Origin of the sequence: Clostridium sp. 1001275B_160808_H3, from assembly GCF_015550425.1 — a bacterium.
Taxonomy (GTDB): domain Bacteria; phylum Bacillota; class Clostridia; order Clostridiales; family Clostridiaceae; genus Clostridium.
Genome location: NZ_JADNAT010000012.1, coordinates 103,670 through 124,412 on the forward strand (window position 1 = coordinate 103,670; position 20,743 = coordinate 124,412).

Consider the following 20,743-nt stretch of genomic DNA (forward strand, 5'->3'; position numbering starts at 1 on the left):
TTTGATTAATTTTCTATTTTTATATTTTTTTGTATTTTTATAGCTTATTAAAAGAGAAATATTATAATTATTATTTTCTTCCCCTTTTTTATATTTGTTTGATTTTTATCTACCTGGCTTTTTATTTTTTCTTAATGTGAAAACTATTTTTTATACTTATGTACTCCATTTTCTTTAACTTCTTAACGTGTACTAATATCAAATTTAAATATTGAACTGGTTATTTTTATTTTATTTACTCTAGCAATCCGCTTTCTAATTGCTTTAATTTTTCAAAATCTCTATATACAATTCTTATTCTGTCTTTTCCATCCTTATCATAAATAATAGCTCCTATTGGAGTTTTTTCTTGTTTATCAATAAAAATTTTAATTTTATCTAAATGATCATTTTTTAAAAACACTTCACATGTAAACTCTATATAAGCTGTATCTCCCCATTCTTCTTGTCCCTCTTTAATTCCATTTTCATCTATGGGATATGATAATAATTTATTTAAAAAGGCTAATGAATGTATCTCATCCATATCATCTTCCATAGCATATTCTTTATTTGAAATACTATCTTTCACTATAACTTTATTATCTTTATATATTTTTGATCTATCTTCCCCAAAATCAATTCTTCCACCAATATCTTTTAAATAATATTGTGTAGTTTCCTCTCTCTCTTCTCCTCTAGCATTTTTCACTATATATTCTACTCTTGTACTATAGCATTCTATTTCTTTTAATGATTTTATTATCTCCTCATTAGTTGGTTCTGCTGTAGCTCTAAATAATATTACTAAAATAATTGATATAAAAGGTATACATACCATAAGTATTAATAATAATTTCTTTTTCATAAATCCTCCTAAAGCTTTACTATTTATAATTACTAATATTAGCTTTAATCAGATTTTATTCATACTTTAATCCTTAACCAACTATATAATTCATAACTTTAGATATATTTTCTATAACTTCAGATGCTACTGTACAATATTTTTCATGAGATGCAAATTCTCCTGCTAATCCATGTATATATGTGCCAAGTAAGGCTGAATTTATAAGTGAATGTCTCTGCCCTATTAAGGCTGAAATAATTCCAGTTAGACAATCCCCCATCCCCCCTGAAGCCATTTTACTATTACCTGAATTATTTATGTAAACATCATTACCATCTGTGATTACAGTATTATATCCCTTCAATACAACTATAATCTCATTTTCCTTTGCATATCTCTTAGCTACCTCTATTCTATTATCCTCAACAAAAGATATAGATTTCCCTATAATCCTTGCCATTTCTCCCGGATGTGGAGTAAATATCGCTTTCCCCTTTAAAACATTCATAATATTCTTATCTCTTGACATTAATTGAAGTGCACCTGCATCAACTACGAAAAACTTATCCCCATAACTCCCTATATCACTCAATATATCCTTATATACTTTTTCTTCAGTCATGCCAGGGCCAATTGCAATTACATCAGAATCATTCAATATTTTTTTTACCTTATCAACCTCCTCTATATCTAAAGTCATCGCTTCAATCAACTTACAACTTAATTTATCTTGTACATATTTTGAAGATACTAAAGTTGTTAACCCAGCTCCTGATTTAACGCATGATTCAGTAACTATATATGCTGCTCCTGTATATCCCTTACTACCTGCTAAAATCGCAATTTTTCCGTACTTTCCTTTATGACCATATAAACTTCTCTTTTTCAATAATTTTGAATATTGATCCCTATTTAAAATAAATATATTTTCCGAATTCACTCTCTTTACATACTCTGGGATACCTATATTTAATACATTAAGTTCCCCTAAATAACTTAATGCTTTATATTCAATAAATCCCCTTTTTACCACTTCAAATGTATAAGTTATATCAGCTTCTATAGATGCTCCCATTATCTCCCCACTATCTGCATTTAACCCTGAAGGAACATCAATACTAACTTTCATATCAGAACATTCATTTATAATATTAATTAATTTTACATAAAAAGAATCTAAATTTCTGTTTAATCCTACTCCAAAAATACAATCTATCGTAATGTTGTAATTACTAATTATGGGTATTAAACTTTTAATGTCTTCATCAGTAGATACATAAGTAATATTAGTAGTAATTTGTTTTAAAATATTTAGATTAATAGAAAAATCCTTAGAATATTTGCTATTTCTACTTATAATAACTACATGAACATCTTTGTTATTTAAAATTAATTTTCTTGCAATGGCTAATCCATCCCCACCATTATTTCCGTTTCCACAAAAAACAATAAATTTTCCCCTTAAATTAATCACCTTATTTACTACTTCATTTGCTGCATTTTCCATGAGAACTATGCTTGGTATACCAATCTCATCTATAGTATATTTATCTACTTTTTTACATTTATTTGTTGACATTATATACATTATGATTCCTCCAAAATAGCAAAAGCTATTGCTGATGTATTATTATGTGATATTGATAAATTCAATTTATATTCTTTTCCTATTAATTTATCTATATTATCACTTAAAAATACTACTGGTTTCCCTAACTCATCTCTTAAAACCTCTATTTCTCTTAACGAGAACCCCCTTATGCCTGTGCCAAATGATTTGCTTATTGCTTCTTTAGCTGCGAAATTTCCTGCAATTACTTCTGCCCTCATGTTTCTTTCTTTAAACATTTCTATTTCTTTATTTGTAAATACCCTTTCTAAAAAACCATTTGTCTTTTCTACAGCTCTTTCTATTCTATTTATTTCAATTATATCCGTTCCTATTCCAATTATCATAAAAATCACCTCTAATTATATTTTACTATAAATATTAGATTTTATATGATTTTTACTGTTACTTTAAAATTACAAATTAAAATCTGATACATATTCATCAACATATTCTCCTAATATGTCAACAAGGTGTATTGGAGATACTTGATTATCATGTATCAAACTAAGAAGATCTTTAACTTTTTCTTCTATATTTGAAATCTTCTTAATTTCATCCCTTTCTATATTTATTACATTTCCTTCTATTAAATCTTGCCTTTCCGCTTCTATACCAAAAGCTTGTCCACCATAAAAATCCTCACTTATCATCCTATAAGCATATCTACTTTCTTTTTCTTCACTTTTTATAACATTATACAAGCTATCAACAATATACATTTCATTTCCCCCTTCATAAGCTACTAAATAGAACAATTAACTATTACATTAAAAACATAACATAGATAATATCAAAAGAATGTCAAACATTGTTTGTCGTGTTTGCAAAATATTCCTCTAATTTTTTACATTATTTTCTCAACAATTTTAAAATATCCACATTTTATTAAGTTAAATAAAATATTTGTCTAAAAATATCGTTTATCGTTTGTCGAATTTGGTCTTTTTCCCATTATTCGGTTTATCTAATTTATAGTTATATTGCTGATTTAGTAATAATATTAGCTTATTATTGTTAAAATATATTTAATGCTAGTATTTAAATATAAAAAAAATATTTTATATAATGTAAGAATATAAAATGTAAATTTATAATAAATATTTTAAATAGTTATTGATATTGTTAATAATTAGACATATAATAATTTTTGTGATAATTATTATTATATAATATTAATTTTAAGGCAGGTGTTGATTTATGAAATCTTTAGAGCTTAAAAAGGATATACACTGGGTTGGAGCTCTTGACCCAAATTTGAGAATTTTTGATATTATTATGTACACACCTTATGGAACAAGCTATAACTCATACGTAGTTAAAGGTAGTGAAAAGACTGCTGTATTTGAAACTGTAAAGGCTGAGTTTTTTGATGAATATATAGAAAGATTAAGAGATTTAGATATAGATATTTCTAATATTGACTATATTGTCGTTGACCATACAGAGCCTGATCATGCTGGATCAGTTGCTAAGTTGTTAGAAATTTCACCAAATGCTAAAGTAGTAGGTTCCGCTCCCGCAATTAAATTCATGAAAAAAATTGCAAATAGAGATTTTGAATCTATAACAGTTGGAGATGGAGATACTTTAAGTTTAGGAAATAAAACTTTACAATTTATTTCAGCTCCATTCCTACATTGGCCAGATTCAATCTACACTTATGTTCCTGAAGATGAAATTTTAATAACTTGTGATTCATTTGGATCTCACTATTCATCCGAAGCAATAATAAATAGTAAAGTTGAAAATAAAGATCATTATATGGAAGCACTAAAATACTACTTCGATTGTATTTTTGGACCATATAAGCCATATGTATTAAAAGCTATTAATAAAATTGAAAACTTAAAAATTGATATGATTTTACCAGGACATGGTCCAGTTCTAGTTGAGGAACCAATGAAAATAGTTGAAACTTATAGAGAGTGGAGTACTCCTGCAAGTCCAGCTGAAGATGGAAAGAAAATTGTTACAATCCCTTATGTTTCAGCATATGGCTACACTGAAACATTAGCTAAAGAAATAGCTAAAGGTATAGAAGCTGCTGGAAATATTGAAGTTAGACTATTCAACGTTATACATCATGAAATGGGTGATATAATTAACAGTATAGGAGAATCTGACGGATTATTATGCGGTTCACCTACTATAGTTGGTGAATTACTTGAGCCAATTCGTGATATACTTTCAAAATTAAATCCAATTGTTCACGGTGGAAAATTAGCCGCTGCATTTGGATCATACGGTTGGAGTGGCGAAGCTATCCCTAGGATGGAAGCAAGATTTAAAGAATTAAATATGAAACTTTATGGACCTAGCCTAAAAATAAATTTCAAACCATCAGATGATGAATTAAAAGAAGCTTATGATTTCGGATTAGGATTTGGAGAAATTATTGTAGGTAAGAAGACTTTTACACCTATGACAAAGACTAAAACAACTGTGGAAGAAATCCCTACAGAAGGTGGCCTAAAGCTATGGAAATGCGTAATTTGCGGAGAAATCTTCGAATCTGAAACAGTTCCTGAAATTTGTCCTGTATGCGGAGCTGGAAGCGATCAATTTATTGAAATTAAGAGGGAAGAAACAAATTACTCAATTGATACAGAAGAGACCTACGTAATCATAGGTAATGGTGCTGCAGGGTTCTATGCTGCGAAAGCTATAAAAGAAAGAAATTCTAGTGCTATTATTAAGCTTATATCAAATGAACCAGAACATTCATATGTTAGAACTCAACTTTCTGATTTAATAACAGAAGAAATTGATGATACTTTCTATCTTGCAAAAGAGAATTGGTATAAAGAAAATAATATAATTGAAATTCTTGGAGCTAATGTAGATAGCATAGATAAAGAAACAAAAACAATAAAATTAGATAATAAACAAGGAATTCGTTATGATAAACTAGTTTTAGCAAACGGTAGCTACAACTTTGTTCCTCCAACTAAAGTTAAATTAAATGATTCAGACGTAGAAATAAATTCTTGGACTTATACTACTATTAAGGGAATTCATACAATCAAAAAACTATCTGATGTAGAAAACCTAAAAAATGAATTGCCAAATTCAAAAAATGTTGTTGTTATTGGTGGTGGATTATTAGGATTAGAAGCTGCTTGGGAGATTCAAAAACGTGATATTAATGTTACAGTAGTTGAGTTAGCAGAAAGAATGCTTCCTCGTCAATTAGACACAGAAGGCTCTAAATTATTTGAAAGCTTAGTTAATAAAACTTCAGTCAATGTACTATTAGGAGAAGCTGTTGATTTCATAAATGCAGATGAAACTGGAGTTAAATCAATTCAACTAAAGAGTGGAAAGATAATTGATGTAGATACTATTATATACTCAGTTGGAGTTAGATCTAATATCTTCTTAGCTCAACCTGTAGGAATTGAATGTAATAGAGGTATTGTTGTAGACCAATATATGCAAACAAACGTAGAAGATATTTATGCTTGTGGTGATGTAGCTGAACTAGATGGAGTTTATTATGGAAACTGGCCAGCTGCAATAGAAATGGGAAAAGTTGCTGGTGCTAATGCTACTGGTGATAATATTAAATTCGAAAAATTTGTTTCATCAACAGTCTTTGCAGCAATGAATACTCAAATATTCTCTGCTGGAACTATAAACTTCGATGATCCTACTTTAGAAAAAATAGGTTATGTTGATAATGCTAATAATAAATATTCAAAACTATTCTTTGCTAACAATAAACTTGTAGGCGGAATACTAATTGGTGATATATCTTCTTCAGTTAAAATAATAAATGGAATTCAAAATGAAGAAGATAAGTCAACTGTATTAAGTAAAGGTACAATATAAATTTTAATTTGAAGTACCATACTAAATGTAAAAGGGTAAGCTCTATTTTATTGCTTACCCTTTTACACTATTTATTTTAATTTATATTTTAAGCTTTAATTTGCAAAATTATCTAAATTCTCGGTTTGTTCTAATTCTTTATCAAGCCTTCTATTTCCTACGAATTTAAAATCTTCTGCAACAACTTCTGCTATATATTTTTTATTTCCGTCCTTATCTTCATAGCTTCCAGTTCTTAATCTTCCACTTAAACTTATATAACTTCCTTTCCTCATATATTGACAGACTACCTCTGCTTTTCTTCCCCAAACTGTAACTGGGATTAAATCTGCCTTTCTTGTGCCATCTTGCGCCTTAAAATTTCTATCTACAGCAATTATAAATCTAGTAAATACTTTATCGCTTCCCTCTAATGCTCTAAGTTCAGGGTCCTTTATTAATTTTCCTAATAAAACTATTTTATTCATTTTTGCACCTCCTGAATATTTCTTCTTTGAGTATATCCACTTAGTATTTTTCTATACAAAAATAAACAAAATATTATTCATTTTAAGTAAATATTTTATTCTAAGTTAAAAGTTAAGAAACCATTTAGATTCTTAACTTTTGAAACTACTTTATTTTTGTTATTGATAAAACTGAATTTATTTCAGCTCCTAGAATTAATATCATTGATGTAATATAGAGCCAAGTCATTAATATAAATACTGCTCCTAAACTTCCATATAATCTAGAATAATTAGCTATATTATTAATATAATATGAAAATGCTAACGAAACTATTATCCATCCCAAAGTAACTACGATAGCACCTGGAAAAACCTCTCTCCAAGGAATCTTTTTAGCTGGAGTGTATCTATATATACATGCAAATATCCATATCATCGCAAGTATTACTATTATATACCTGCTTATATTCCATATATTCTTTATTATATTATGAAATGGAAATACTGATATTAAATATTTACCTATTACTTCTCCAAATACTAACATAGCTAAAGTTAACATTATTATTAATGCTAAAGCTAATGTAAAAAATATTGCTATAAATGCTCTTTTTATAAAAGATCTATGTTCCCTAATATCATAAGCCTTATTAACGCCCTTTATTACAGCTCTGAATCCTGAGGATGCAGACCACATTGTAATAGCAATAGATGCTCCTAATAAGCCTGCATTTTGAGTATCTACTATCTCGATTACTGTAGTATCTACCAAAGTAAAAACATTATTTGGCAATATAGCCCTTAATCCATCTAAAATATCTACTGAATTTAATCTACTAAATCCTATTAATGTTAATAAAAATATTAAAAATGGGAAAAAAGCTAATATCAAATAATATGCAAGTTGAGCCCCTAAAGCAAATATATCATCATTATTAATTTTTACAATGAAATATATTATGCTATCTATAACAGACCTCTTATTCTCATTCTTATCCTTACTCATTAAACCACCACATTATTTATTATTTAATATTTTATATTATATATCAAATTTATTAAATATATTAATTTATAATATTCTATCTTATTTTTGTTACTTTATATATAATACTACAATAATTTAAAATATATAAGCAAAGCTATCTATTTCTTTCTAAAAAACTTCCAATATAGTATAATTTCCATGTAAACTATTTAAAATGGAAAGGGTGTTATGATGAATTATATATTAGAAAATGAAAACATAAAAATTTCTGCTGATACCTTTGGTGGAGAACTTAATAACTTAATTAGCAAAAAAGATTCAATTGAATACTTATGGAATGGAAATGCAGAGTATTGGAAGTATCATTCTCCAATATTATTCCCTATAGTTGGAAAAGTTAAAAATGGAGAATATACTGTTGATAATAAAAAATATGAATTACCACAACATGGTCTAGCAAGGACTAGAGAATTTAATATGATTGAAAAAGACAATAATCATATTGTATTTGAACTTTTATGGTCTGAAGATACATTAAAAGTATATCCATATAAGTTTTCTTTAAAGCTTTCATATGAACTTTTAGATAATGGAGTTAAGGTTGGTTATAATGTTACAAATCTTGATAACAAAGATATCTACTTCTCAATTGGTGGACATCCTGCATTTATGTGCCCATTAATGGACGGAGAAAAATTTGAAGATTATTACTTTGAGTTCAACAAGAAAGAAAATTCTGATTCAATGGAACTTAACGGTAACTCTGGCTACTTCACAGGTATTAAAAAACCATTTTTTAATAATGAAAGTATTATAAACTTATCTTTAGATTTATTTAAAGATGATGCTATAGTTTTTGGTGATTTAGATTCAAATATAATAAGTTTAAAATCTAAGAATCATAATAAAAGTTTATCTATGGATTTTTCAGGTTTTCCTTATTTAGCTATATGGACTAAACCAACAGGAGCGCCTTTTGTTTGTATAGAGCCTTGGTATGGGCACTCAGATTTTGATAATTTTGATGGAGAGTTTAAAGATAAGGAGGGAATTCAAAAACTTAGTGTTGGAGAATCCTTTACTGCTAGTTACAACTTATATATAAAATAATCTTTAGCTAACTATATAACTATCAATTTTATAAACTAACCTTTAATTTATAGAACCGAAACTTATATTAATTCATATTAAATATAAAATATCGATAACAGGTATATACTTAATAACTGTTATCGATATTTCCTATATTTCTAATTTTACAATTAAATTATAATTGTATTTGTACTTTTTAAACATTAATTCGTTAATGCGATTGCCCTAACAGGTGAAGCATCTCCATCTTCTATCTTTAACGGAGTAGCTACTAAAGTAAATTCATCAGCATTTATATTATCCAAATTCGTTAGATTCTCAATTATGAGTTTACCTCTAGATAACACAACATTGTGTATTTCAAAATCTATACTATCAAATTTATCAATTGAAATAGCATCTATTCCTATACCTCTTAAACTAAAATCACAAATCCATTTAGCTGCCTCTTCTGTTAGGCTTGGAAAGTCATTAAAATAATTTTGGGTTCCCCAATAATTCTCCCATCCTGTTTTTAATATTAAGAAATCACAATTTCTCAATTTTTCTTCATATTGAATTAAATCACTAATCTTTACTTCCTTAATATTAGAAATATCAATCATAAATGCTATTCCTATAAATTCACTTATATTAAATTCTTCAATGGTTTTTCCTTTGTTAATCATATGACTTGGTGCATCTATATGAGTTCCTGTATGCGTACATAGTCTCAAGAGTTTCTCATTGAATCCATCTTTTTCAATTGTAGCTATATTATATATTTCAGGTTTCTCATCTTTTGTATATGTAGTCATATTCTTATTTATAGTGTGACTTAAATCAATAACTCTCATTTATACTCTCCCTTTATTATTTTATTTAATTATATCCCACTCTTTTGGAAGTAAATTCTTATACTTTAAAGTAAAATATCTATCATCTATGAGTAATATTCTCCCCTTATCTGTTTCAGTCCTTATAACTCTTCCAGCAGCTTGCATTACTTTATTTATTCCTGGATATATATATGCATAATCAAATCCCTTTTCCTCATAATAATCTTTTATTATGTCTCCTTCGTTAGATATTTTAGGAAATCCTACTCCAACTATTATACTTCCTATTAGCCTATTCCCTGGCAAATCTATCCCCTCAGAAAAAATTCCTCCTATAACACAAAAAGCTAGTATATTTGCACCATCTTGAAACTTATTTATGAAATCCTCCTTTTGAGATTCAGTTAAGACTTCATCCTGACAAATAGTATTATTATCACCATATAACTCTATGTATCTTTGATATATCTGCTTTAAATATTGATAAGAAGGTAAAAACACCATGTAATTACCAATTTGTTCATTTGCAAATTTGTAAATCAATTCACATAGATTATCAATATTATTTTCCCTTTGCTTAAATCTCATATTAAGCGGATGACCATAGATTTTTAAATTTTCCTTTTTAAATGGTGATGGTAATTTCATTCTATAGCTCTTTTCATTGCCCCCAAGCAAATCTATATAATAATTAATTGGTGTTAGTGTTGCCGAAAAAATTGTAGTAGAATAACTTCCCTGTACGACTTTAGATAAATTCTTAGATGGATTAACACAAAACAACTTAACCTTAACATCATTCTTAGTAACTTCTACTAAAGTTACGTATTCATCGCTATATAGTTCTGAAATTGATATGAAACTTCTTACTTCAAAATATAAATCTCTTATTTCATCATAGCCTTCTGTATTTACAGACTTTATAAGGTATTCATCACATTCCTTTAAAAATATTCTCAGCAATTTATATAAATCTTTATACTGCTCTTTTTTATAAATACTATTACTTTCACTTTCTTGAACTTCCCTTCGTATTTCTATTAATTCCTTATTAATAGAATTTAGTACCTTATATAAGTTAGGTACTTTACCCTTTATAAGTTTACTTGCTTGCATTATCTTACCCTTATAAATCTCCGCACTGAACATATTTCTAGCTCTATCCACAAGGTTATGACCTTCATCCACAAGTAATATATTTTTATCAACATCTTCCTCAAAAAAGCGTTTCAGTTTAGCCCTAGGATCAAAAGCGTAATTATAATCACATATTATTATGTCACACCATAAACTCAAATCTAATGATAACTCAAAGGGGCATACTTTATTATCTCTCGCATATTCTTCGATTTTTCCTCTCGTAAAATCATCTTCTTTTCCCAGCATATCAAATATAATATTATTTACTTTATCATAGTAATCTACTGCATATTCACAATTCTCTGGATTGCAATTAGTTTTATCTTTAAAGCATATTTTTTCCTTAGATGTTAATGTAATATTTCTGCATTTAAGTCCATTATCCTTTAATTTATTCACTGCCTCTTCTGCTACCGTCCTAGTTATTGTTTTAGCAGTTAAATATACTATTCTTTCTCCTCTATCTTCTCCTAAAGATTTCACGGCAGGAAATATAGTAGATATTGTTTTACCTATTCCTGTAGGTGCCTGAGCAAATAGCACAGCATTTTCCTTTATTGTATTAAAACAAGTAACTGCTAACTCCTTTTGACCTTTTCGATAATTATCAAAGGGAAATTTTAATGTTTTTATAGATTCATTTCTTAGACTATTTAATTTAGACTTTAATAATATCCATTTCTTATATTCATTTATTATAAAATCAATATACTCTTCTAATTCATTAAATTTAAATCTCTTATCAAAGCTTTTTACTTCTTCAGTTTCTATATTAAAATAACTTAATCTTACGCTTATTTCTTCTAATTTATTTTGAATAGAATATATATATGCATAAAATTTACCTTGAGCCCAATGTAATTCATTATAATCTTCCTCTATAAATATAAGTGATTTCATTGTGGATTTTATTTCTTCTATGTAAATATTAGTATCTTCTATAATAATACCATCAGCTCTTCCTTCTACTAATAATGTTATATCTTCAATTTCGAAGGCATGTTCCATTCTTACTTCTTTCTGATACTGACTATATATATCCTCATTACTGCTCTGTAGCTTTTGATGTGCCAATGTACCTTCTAAAGCTCTACTTTTCCCCATATATCTATCATCTAAACTACCAGTTTTCAAGACATATTCTATTATTCCTCTAACAGATTCTTTAATAATTATTTTTTTCTTCATTAAAGTTCTTTCCTATCTATATATTTTAAATAATCCATGCTTCTACTTTTACTATTTCATTTAAATAAGCATATTAACTATTTAATATATTGCTAGTATTAATTAATTATTTCATTAAGCAAAATATATATATATATTATAATCCTAAAAACTAATATTTAATAGGATATAAAATCAATAAGGTACTGCTACTTATTATTAACAATACCTTATTTTGAAAGCTTTTATTTAATTGAATTAATAGTTTGTGATAGATTATTTATGCTATTAGTAAGACTTTCTAGCTTTCCTTCTATTCTTATTAATAAATATAAGGAAATTGCTATAGGAAAACCTAGATTAGCCACTAAATTAACTACCTCTTCCATAAAATCACCCCACTATTTACATATGCACTTAAGTGAGGATTTTTTAATTTATATATTAATTTAATATAGTTTTAATAATATTTATTCTGAATGATATTCATTCACTATCTTTTGAACTAATTTTTTTATGGCACTCGCTTGTGCAATAAGTGACATTACAATAACAAATGTTCTTATACTATTTTCATCTTTTTCATTTAATTTTAATTCTGCAATTATACTATCTAACTTTTCTTCATTTACAGCCGGCTTACTTAGGAAATCTTTAAAGCTTTCACTTTGAGTTTCTGAAAATATCTTATATGCATTTTCCCAAGATATTATATCATCTGATCTATCATTTATTTCATTAAATGCCAAACTGAAAACCTTTTTAATTTCTTCCGTTGTCAATACTGGCCTCATGTAGCTTAATAGTACTAATTGTATAAGATGTATTTTAGTATAGCCTCTCTTTTTTCCATCCTCTGGTTTGCTAATAACTTCGCTCTTTATATAATTTTGCACTATATTATTTGTATATTTATCCTCTATAAATTTATCATTTAAAAAATCTATAACTTGAGATAAAAATAGATCATATTTAGGTAAATCATTATAGCCAACCATGGTACTATTAGACATTTCTTCTGCAATTTCTGTTATATAATTAGTATCTATTTTTTTTACCATTATATCCACCTCTAAAAACTTATTCTTATTTTAATTATATAGTATATATAAACTTATTACAAGTTACTTCTGCCTGTTTAATTTTATTCTATTATTTCTTTAAAAGTCAATAAAAAATAATTGTCGCTTTTTTAATTTTTAATCTAAACCTCATATCTGTTATTATTTTTTACATTTTTTTCTTTTTTTATTAGTTTTTTTTTAATTTTATTTTTCTCAGATCTCTTCTTTCTTCTTTATAAGTTAGTAGACAAGCCATTCTACATTTTTTTACTATTTCCCTAGAAATTTGATTAAATAGTATTGACTTTTCTAATTTATGGTAGTATATTGTATTTATGACTTTGAAAGGCAAATTAAATGTGTATTTTTTTAAAATATTTCTCTTTTCTGTTGACTTTTAATTACATTTTTAGTAATATTAACTTGCAAGATGTCGAAACTTGTTTTAAGGAGGAAATATAATGAAATCAACTGGTGTAGTAAGAAGAGTAGATGAATTAGGAAGAATAGTTATTCCTATTGAATTAAGAAGAACATTAGATATAGCTGAAAAAGATGCTTTAGAAATCTATGTAGATGGAGAGCAAATAATCTTAAAGAAATATGAACCAGCTTGTATCTTCTGTGGAGATGCTAGAGATGTTGTAAACTATAAAGGTAAAAACATCTGTAAAAATTGCTTAACTGAATTAAAAAAATAATTTTTAATACTTATATTTAAAAAGTTATTTATAATTAAATCCCCTATGACTTCATAAAATCATAGGGGATTTAATTATAGTTCTGTTGAGTACTTATAAACTTCTTTTTTAGGTATATTTCTTTCTTTTGCAACTAATTTTATAGCTTCTTTTTTTTCTATTCCACTTTCTATTAGCTTTATTAAATGTTCTTCTATTGTTAAATCGATCCATAAAGCCTCTTTTTCAGCTTTTATTTCATCCTCAGATTTACCTTCAATAACTAAAACAAACTCACCTCTTGGTCTATTTTCTACAAAATAATTTAATGCTAATGATATTCTACCTCTATAAATTTCTTCATGAAGCTTCGTAAGTTCTCTACATATTGCAATTTTTCTATCACCTATATTATTTAATAAATATTCTAAGGTATCTAATAATCTATGTGGAGCTTCATATAATATTATAGTATCTCTAACATTTTTAATTTCTTCAACTACAGGTTTTCTATCTTTATTTTCTCTAGGTAAAAAACCTCTAAATATAAACTTTGTTGTATCTAAACCTGAGTAAACCAAAGCAGTAGTTATTGCTGTTGCTCCTGGTAATACTTCAAATTCTATTTCTTGTTCTATACACTTTTCAACTATAACACTTCCTGGATCAGATATCCCCGGAGTGCCGGCATCAGTAATAAGTGCTATATTCATTCCATCATTTAATTTATTTATTATATCTTCACTTTTTCCTTGTTCATTATGTTTATGATAGCTAAATAAACTTTTCTTTATATTAAAATGATTTAATAGTTTTAAACTTTGCCTAGTATCTTCTGCAGCTATGATGTCTGCATTTTCTAATACTTCTAATGCCCTCAATGTTATATCCTTTAAATTACCTATTGGAGTTGGTACTAAATACAACTTACCTTTTTCCATAAATCTATTCCTCCCTACCATATATTCTATTTAATTCATCTGAATAACTACCATCATCATTATATACATATAGTGGTGCTTCCCATTTCAAATATGCTCCACCATCACGTTGACCTTCAACTAATACTATATTAGGAGCCTTTTTACTATTTGGCTGGATCATTTGAACTCTCTTAGGTTCAATCTTATGCTTTCTCATAAGCTCAAATATATCTATTAATCTCTCAGGTCTATGTACCATATACATTCTTCCATTATCCTTTAAAAGCTTTCTAGCTGCTATTATCACATCTTCTAATGTACATAAAACTTCATGCCTAGCTATTGCTAACTTATCATTAGGATTTAATATTCCTGAGTTATTTAATTTATATGGAGGATTAACTGTTAAAACATCAAATTTTCCTAATTGATTTAAAAACTTGATATCCTTTAAATCAGCATTTTCAAATTTAACAACAATTTCTAATTCATTATACTTACTGCTCCTTTTAGCCATTTCAACCATTTCATTTTGAATTTCTATTCCTATTACTTCTTCTGGCTTATACTTTCCATATAATAAAAAAGGAACTATTCCAGTACCTGTACATAAATCTATAACTCTATGTTTTTTCTTTACATTTGCAAAGTTTGACAGTAAAACTGCATCTACACCAAATCTAAAGCCTGATTTTTTTTGAATCAGATATAAGTTATCTAATTGTAAATCATCAATAGATTCATCTTCTAATAAATTCACATCTTTATTCATTTTAAATACCTCGAATTATTTCTATAACTATATTCTTATTATCAACCATTATTATAAACTAATACTATTAATTACAAATTCATTATCTTTATTTATATCTATATTATTGCTTTGTAATCTTTCTAAATTATATCATATAAATCAATTACTTTATAAATATTTTATTAAAGTTCAATTTACATGATATAAACAAATAAACTCCGCCAAATTTTGACGGAGTTTATAATACAATATTAATAAAATTCTAATTATAGTACTCTTCTCGCAGCGTAGAATGATGTAACTGGTGAAACTTTAACATAATCTCCAGGTTGAGGAGCATGTATATATTGACCTCCACCTACATATATTCCAACGTGGTCTGAACCATAAGTAAATACTAAATCTCCTGGTTGTAATTCTCCATATGAAACTGGAGTTCCAACATTTATTTGAGTATAAGTAGTTCTTGTTATATCTATTCCTGCTGCATTTCTAAATACAAAGCTAGTAAATCCTGAACAGTCAAAACTATCTGGTCCTGTAGCTCCAAAAACATAAGGTCTACCAATATATCCATATGCAAAATCTACTATTGCATTACCTGTAGCTGATGATCCAGATCCAGGTCCTCTATTTGGTATACTAGCTGCATTTTCTTGAGCTTGTAGCTCTTCTACTTTAACCTTAGCAGCTTCTATTGCATTATTAATCTCTTCTGTTACGATAGGGCTTTTAAGTTGATTATCTCTGATACTTCTTAATTGGCTTATAGCACTTTGAAGCTCAGTAATAGAACTAGATGATTCTAGTATTGCTAGTTGTGGTTCAACTAAACTTCTTTCTGCAACAGATAAGAACTCTTCATCAAATTTAGCTTGTTCAGCTTTTGCATCTGCAACAAGAGCTTCTTGCTCCTTCTTCTTACCTTCTGACTCAGCTAAGACTTTTTTAGTTTCCTCATTTATTTTAGCTATTTCATTTGATTTTTCTTCTAAAGAAGTAACCTTCTCATCTAATTTTTCTTTCTTATCTACTAAATCTTTTACTATTTTCTTATCAATATTTACAAGTCTAGTAGCAGAATCTAATTTAGATATAAGATCGCTAAAACTATCTGCACTAAATAAAAGTGTTAAATAACTACCTTGTCCACCTGATTTGTATAGCTCTCTTAATCTCTTTCCTAATACTTCTTCTTTTTCCGAAATATCAACCTTTGAAGTTTCGATTTCTTTCTTAGTGTTTTCAATTTCATCCTTAATAGAATCCATTTGCTTTTGATTATTGTTCACCTTTTCTTCTAATGGAGCTATTTGTTCATTTAAACCATATATCTTACCTTGAATATCTTCTATTTTCTTATTTATGTCATCATACTTTTGTTGATTTTCTATTACTTCCTGATTAGGAGTAGCAAAAACTGGTGTTACTGAAGTTATTGTTAAAGCACCAGCCATAACAATAGATAAAATCCTCTTTTTCATAAGTGTTTGGTCCTTAGACCATCCCCCTCTCCCTACGTGATATATTACCATTATAACACTTATGGAAAGCTTGGACAATGGTAATTTTTTAAAAAATGAGATATTTAGACAATGTAAATGTATACTGTACATATCTGGATAATGCTTAGTTATGTAAATATAACTAATTTTATCTAAATCTCTCTATAATTATATGTTGTATACTATCGTTTTTATAATAGTTTTATGAATAATTTCTATATAAATTTATTAGCAATGTCATTAATAACTTCTATATAAAATTATTAATGACATTGCTAATAATACTATTGCTATAAAAAGTTCATTCAAATAAAAATACAGGAATATATGAAATTATATATTCCTGTATTTTTTAAGCATCTTATTTTGAACAAAAGATGCAACAGCAATAGTAAGTATAAATATTATTACTATATACTTTGATTGTTCTATGAATATATAATCTAATGCGCCTAAAATAATTCCTGCAAAACCTATAGATATATTAAATATTCCGTTAAGCTTCATAAACTTTTCAATATCACTATAGACTCCACTATCCTTCAGAAAATTCTTCATTTTTTTACTTTTTAATGATAAAAATCCCATTAATATAAATCCTATGCTACCTAAAATAATAACTATAGTACTTCCTCTCATTACTTTGACCTCCAATTAAATTATGCTTATATAAACTTTAAATCTTAAAATAATTTCATACCGTTTCATTAAGCTCATTAATATTTACTTTTAACGATCTTAAACAAATTAAAAGTAAATATACGATATACCCTAAACAAAGTTTATAATTTACTTAAAAGATACCATATTTAATAGTCATAAGTAAAGATATTATAAATATAACTCTACTTCTATTTGGCTATATAAAATCATTATAATTTTATATTAATACTATAACTTAATCATAATAGGTTTCACATAAATAATTTAATATTTTATTTTAAAAGTGTTGACATAATAGATTATACTTACTATAATTATAATGTACTTCGGGGTGTGGCGCAGATGGGAGCGCGCGTGGTTTGGGACCATGAGGTCGCAGGTTCAATCCCTGTCACCCCGACCAAAGAAATCCTCTCTATTCGAGAGGATTTTTTATTTTTTTATAATTTATGAAATGGATTTATTTATATAGCTAGTTACAATCTATATAATCATGTACTTCATTAAGTTTATCGTCAAATCCAATAGATTTACAAGAAATTAATACTATTGGTATTATTGATATATAGGCACACAATATTAATATCCACATAAATCTTATCCCCTTTTCAAAATTCTACTTACAATCAGTATATGAAAAAGATTTCATTATTGCTATAAATTTTTAAGTTTTTTATATATAAATAAAACTTTTAATAAAATTATTACTACATCTAAGCTATATATTTAGCTTACTATAATATTGTTGAACAGTATTTAAAAGGAGGTTTACATATATGAATAATATTAAGGCAGTCATATTTGATTTAGATGGAACATTAATAGATTCAATGGGAATATGGGCACAAATAGATGAAGAATACCTAGGAAACTTTGGTTATCCTGTCCCTGAAAATCTTCAAGAAGAGATAACTCATCTTACTTTAACGGAAACAGCAACCTACTTTAAAAACAAATTTAATATAAATGATGATATAGATAAAATAATTTCAACATGGCATGATATGGCTTTTTATCACTATTCCAATACAATCAAATTAAAAGAAGGCGTCATTTCATATTTAGATTTATTAAAAGAAAAAGGCATTAAAATAGCATTAGCAACTAGTAATTCTGTTCAATTATTAGAAGCAACATTAAAAAATAATAATATATATCAATATTTTGATGCGATAACTACAACTGAAGAAGTAAAGAAATCAAAGGATAATCCTGATATCTATTTATTATCAGCTAAAAAACTAGGTATATCACCTGAAAATTGCTTAGTATTCGAAGATATAGTACAAGCTGTTAAAGGGGCTAAGCTTGCCGGTATGCACGTTTATTCAATATATGATAAAGTATCTGAAAGTCAAAAAGATGCTTTAATAGAATTATCAGATAAATACATACTTAGCTTTAATGAACTATTATAAATAAAAAGGAATTGATATATCAATTCCTTTTTTCACTATTTTTAAGCTCTAGTAACTCCATATTTCTTTTCTAATTCTTTTACAACATCTAGATACTTTCTTTGTTGCATTTCTTGTAATAGCTTATTAACTATTTGAGGCTTAACTTCTTCAAATGCCATTTCTTTTCCTTCATTTTTATCTTCAACTTTTATTAAATGGTATCCAAATTGTGTTTGAACTGGTTCACTTACAACATTTATATCCAATTTGAAAGCTACATCTTCAAACTCAGGAACCATCATACCTCTTCCAAATGCACCAAGATTTCCACCTTCTTCTTTTGAAGGACAAGTTGAGTATTTCATAGCTGCCTCTTCAAAAGTTAATTCATTTGAATCTATTTCACTCTTAACTTTATCACAAAGTTCTTTTGAATCTACTAATATATGCTTAGCAGAAACTGTTGGTTGTTGAGTAAATTCTCCTTTATTATTGTTATAATAATTTAATGCATCCTCATCTGTAACAGTAACTTCTAATAATAATTTATTTAGTGTTAGCTGAGTTAATATATCCTTTTCTGCTTGTTTTACATTTTCCTTATATTCTTCTGTATCTTCTATATTTAACTCTTTGCCTAGCATATTGATTAATTCAAAAGAAAGCATTTGCTCTAATAATTGCTTCTTTGCCTCTACTGTTTCAAAATATGCTCTTTTATCAGCTGGGTATCTCATTATCATATTTTGTAAATCTGATTCCTTAATCTCTCTACCCGCTATGGTAGCTAAAATTTTATCTTCCATTGAAATATCTCCTTTATTTTAAATTTTAAATTTTAATCATTATTAATTATAACAGAGTTTATAATAAAATATATAAGTTGCAATAAATATTTATCTAATTAATCTAAATTACGATTAAGATTCGTATTATTTGTTGATAATAATTATTAATAGTATTATAATTAAATAAAGCTTAAAAGGAGGATATTATATAATGGAAATAGGAAAATTAGCGCCAGATTTTACTCTTATGGGATCTGATGGAAAGGAACATAAATTAAGTGATTATAGAGGAAAAAAAGTTATACTATACTTTTATCCTAAAGATAATACACCAGGATGCACTACAGAGGCATGTGATTTTAGGGATAATATAGATAAAATAACAGATCAAAATGCTATAGTTCTTGGAATAAGTAAAGATAACTTAAATTCACATAATAAATTTATTGAAAAATTTAATTTACCTTTCATTTTATTAAGTGATGAAGATAAGATTGTTTGCGAATTATACGATGTTATCAAAGAAAAAAATATGTATGGTAAAAAAGTTTTGGGTATAGAAAGAAGTACATTTATAATTGATGAAAAAGGTTATTTAGTGAAAGAGTTTAGAAAAGTTAAAGTTAAAGGACATATTGATGCTGTCCTAGAAGAACTTAAATAATAAAATTACAGAGCATAATAAAAAAGCACTAACTAATGTTAGTGCTTTTTATTCTGGTGGCTCGACCAGGAATCGAACCAGGGACACGAGGATTTTCAGTCCTCTGCTCTACCGACTGAGCTATCGAGCCATATAACCTGGCAACGTTCTACTCTCCCACACAGTCTCCCATGCAGTACCATCGACGCTGTAGAGCTTAACTTTCCTGTTCGGAATGGAAAGGAGTGTTTCCTCTACGCCATCATCACCAGATTTCAGAGTGTTCTCTGAAAATTGCACATGAATTAATTTTAAGCCTGTTTTTATTGGTCAAGCCCTCGACCTATTAGTATCAGTCAGCTAAATATGTTACCACACTTACACCTCTGACCTATCA

General features: G+C 27.3%; 20 protein-coding genes, 2 tRNA genes and 1 rRNA gene. 6 read left to right on the forward strand and 17 right to left on the reverse strand.

Annotated elements, in window-relative coordinates:
- Positions 1-235: 235 nt before the first annotated feature.
- The 4 genes from I2A75_RS10645 to I2A75_RS10660 all read right to left on the reverse strand — a co-directional run bounded on the left by I2A75_RS10645 (position 236) and on the right by I2A75_RS10660 (position 3,160).
- Positions 236-847: a germination lipoprotein GerS-related protein gene (locus tag I2A75_RS10645; RefSeq protein WP_195264447.1), complete on the reverse strand. Its 612-nt coding sequence runs from the start codon at positions 845-847 to the stop codon at positions 236-238.
- 73 nt (positions 848-920) lie between these two features.
- Positions 921-2,417 carry an NAD(P)H-hydrate dehydratase gene (locus I2A75_RS10650; RefSeq protein WP_195264448.1) on the reverse strand — a complete coding sequence of 499 codons (1,497 nt, stop codon included), beginning with the start codon at positions 2,415-2,417 and terminating at the stop codon, positions 921-923.
- Positions 2,417-2,785 (reverse strand): holo-ACP synthase, encoded by a 369-nt coding sequence (acpS, locus tag I2A75_RS10655; RefSeq protein ID WP_195264449.1) that lies wholly within the window; start codon positions 2,783-2,785, stop codon positions 2,417-2,419. Before acpS ends, I2A75_RS10650 begins: the two co-directional genes overlap by 1 nt.
- Before the next feature lie 69 nt (positions 2,786-2,854).
- Positions 2,855-3,160: a DUF6514 family protein gene (locus tag I2A75_RS10660; RefSeq protein ID WP_195264450.1), complete on the reverse strand. Its 306-nt coding sequence runs from the start codon at positions 3,158-3,160 to the stop codon at positions 2,855-2,857.
- Between the two features lie 478 nt (positions 3,161-3,638).
- On the opposite strand from I2A75_RS10660, the gene I2A75_RS10665 reads away from it, so the two are divergent.
- Positions 3,639-6,272, forward strand: a complete 2,634-nt coding sequence (locus I2A75_RS10665; RefSeq protein WP_195264451.1) for an FAD-dependent oxidoreductase — start codon at positions 3,639-3,641, stop codon at positions 6,270-6,272.
- Between the two features lie 95 nt (positions 6,273-6,367).
- Here I2A75_RS10665 and I2A75_RS10670 read toward each other — a convergent pair whose 3' ends face one another.
- Positions 6,368-6,739, reverse strand: coding sequence for a single-stranded DNA-binding protein (locus I2A75_RS10670; protein ID WP_195264452.1), 372 nt, complete (start codon positions 6,737-6,739; stop codon positions 6,368-6,370).
- Between the two features lie 145 nt (positions 6,740-6,884).
- Positions 6,885-7,727, reverse strand: coding sequence for a YihY/virulence factor BrkB family protein (locus I2A75_RS10675; RefSeq protein ID WP_195264453.1), 843 nt, complete (start codon positions 7,725-7,727; stop codon positions 6,885-6,887).
- Between the two features lie 213 nt (positions 7,728-7,940).
- Between I2A75_RS10675 and I2A75_RS10680 the strand changes: the two genes are divergently transcribed.
- Positions 7,941-8,819, forward strand: a complete 879-nt coding sequence (locus I2A75_RS10680; RefSeq protein ID WP_195264467.1) for an aldose 1-epimerase family protein — start codon at positions 7,941-7,943, stop codon at positions 8,817-8,819.
- Positions 8,820-9,004: 185 nt separating this feature from the next.
- Here the strand turns inward: I2A75_RS10680 and I2A75_RS10685 are convergent, their stop codons facing one another.
- The 4 genes from I2A75_RS10685 to I2A75_RS10700 all read right to left on the reverse strand — a co-directional run bounded on the left by I2A75_RS10685 (position 9,005) and on the right by I2A75_RS10700 (position 12,987).
- Complete coding sequence (locus tag I2A75_RS10685; RefSeq protein WP_195264454.1) at positions 9,005-9,637, reverse strand: cyclase family protein; 633 nt, start codon at positions 9,635-9,637, stop codon at positions 9,005-9,007.
- 21 nt (positions 9,638-9,658) lie between these two features.
- Entirely contained in the window at positions 9,659-11,947 is a 2,289-nt protein-coding gene (locus I2A75_RS10690) for an ATP-dependent DNA helicase (protein WP_195264455.1), read from the reverse strand.
- Between the two features lie 224 nt (positions 11,948-12,171).
- Entirely contained in the window at positions 12,172-12,315 is a 144-nt protein-coding gene (locus I2A75_RS10695) for a YvrJ family protein (RefSeq protein WP_195264456.1), read from the reverse strand.
- Between the two features lie 81 nt (positions 12,316-12,396).
- Positions 12,397-12,987, reverse strand: coding sequence for a DUF1836 domain-containing protein (locus I2A75_RS10700; RefSeq protein ID WP_195264457.1), 591 nt, complete (start codon positions 12,985-12,987; stop codon positions 12,397-12,399).
- Positions 12,988-13,451: 464 nt separating this feature from the next.
- Between I2A75_RS10700 and I2A75_RS10705 the strand changes: the two genes are divergently transcribed.
- Positions 13,452-13,691 (forward strand): AbrB/MazE/SpoVT family DNA-binding domain-containing protein, encoded by a 240-nt coding sequence (locus tag I2A75_RS10705; protein WP_008676225.1) that lies wholly within the window; start codon positions 13,452-13,454, stop codon positions 13,689-13,691.
- Positions 13,692-13,765: 74 nt separating this feature from the next.
- Here I2A75_RS10705 and rsmI read toward each other — a convergent pair whose 3' ends face one another.
- From rsmI to I2A75_RS10725, 4 genes are all read right to left on the reverse strand, one after another.
- Complete coding sequence (rsmI, locus tag I2A75_RS10710) at positions 13,766-14,611, reverse strand: 16S rRNA (cytidine(1402)-2'-O)-methyltransferase (protein ID WP_195264458.1); 846 nt, start codon at positions 14,609-14,611, stop codon at positions 13,766-13,768.
- Positions 14,612-14,615: 4 nt separating this feature from the next.
- A complete protein-coding gene (locus tag I2A75_RS10715; RefSeq protein WP_195264459.1) occupies positions 14,616-15,365 on the reverse strand; it encodes a tRNA1(Val) (adenine(37)-N6)-methyltransferase in 750 nt (249 codons plus the stop codon).
- A gap of 248 nt (positions 15,366-15,613) precedes the next feature.
- Positions 15,614-16,831 (reverse strand): C40 family peptidase, encoded by a 1,218-nt coding sequence (locus tag I2A75_RS10720; protein WP_195264460.1) that lies wholly within the window; start codon positions 16,829-16,831, stop codon positions 15,614-15,616.
- A gap of 354 nt (positions 16,832-17,185) precedes the next feature.
- Positions 17,186-17,491, reverse strand: a complete 306-nt coding sequence (locus I2A75_RS10725) for a hypothetical protein (protein WP_195264461.1) — start codon at positions 17,489-17,491, stop codon at positions 17,186-17,188.
- Between the two features lie 351 nt (positions 17,492-17,842).
- Here I2A75_RS10725 and I2A75_RS10730 point away from each other — a divergent pair.
- Positions 17,843-17,918, forward strand: a tRNA-Pro gene (locus tag I2A75_RS10730).
- A gap of 373 nt (positions 17,919-18,291) precedes the next feature.
- The gene (locus I2A75_RS10735) at positions 18,292-18,933 is read left to right on the forward strand and encodes an HAD family phosphatase (protein ID WP_195264462.1); all 642 of its coding nucleotides are present in this window, start codon (positions 18,292-18,294) and stop codon (positions 18,931-18,933) included.
- Between the two features lie 41 nt (positions 18,934-18,974).
- On the opposite strand, the gene I2A75_RS10740 is transcribed toward I2A75_RS10735, so the two are convergent.
- The gene (locus I2A75_RS10740) at positions 18,975-19,721 is read right to left on the reverse strand and encodes a peptidylprolyl isomerase (protein WP_195264463.1); all 747 of its coding nucleotides are present in this window, start codon (positions 19,719-19,721) and stop codon (positions 18,975-18,977) included.
- Positions 19,722-19,914: 193 nt separating this feature from the next.
- Between I2A75_RS10740 and bcp the strand changes: the two genes are divergently transcribed.
- On the forward strand, positions 19,915-20,367 hold the full coding sequence (gene bcp / locus I2A75_RS10745; protein ID WP_195264464.1) for a thioredoxin-dependent thiol peroxidase: 453 nt from the start codon (positions 19,915-19,917) through the stop codon (positions 20,365-20,367).
- A gap of 54 nt (positions 20,368-20,421) precedes the next feature.
- Here bcp and I2A75_RS10750 read toward each other — a convergent pair.
- Together I2A75_RS10750 and rrf are read right to left on the reverse strand one after the other, a co-directional pair.
- A tRNA-Phe gene (locus I2A75_RS10750) sits at positions 20,422-20,497 on the reverse strand.
- Between the two features lie 5 nt (positions 20,498-20,502).
- Positions 20,503-20,619 (reverse strand): 5S ribosomal RNA (rrf, locus tag I2A75_RS10755).
- Positions 20,620-20,743 lie beyond the last annotated feature (124 nt).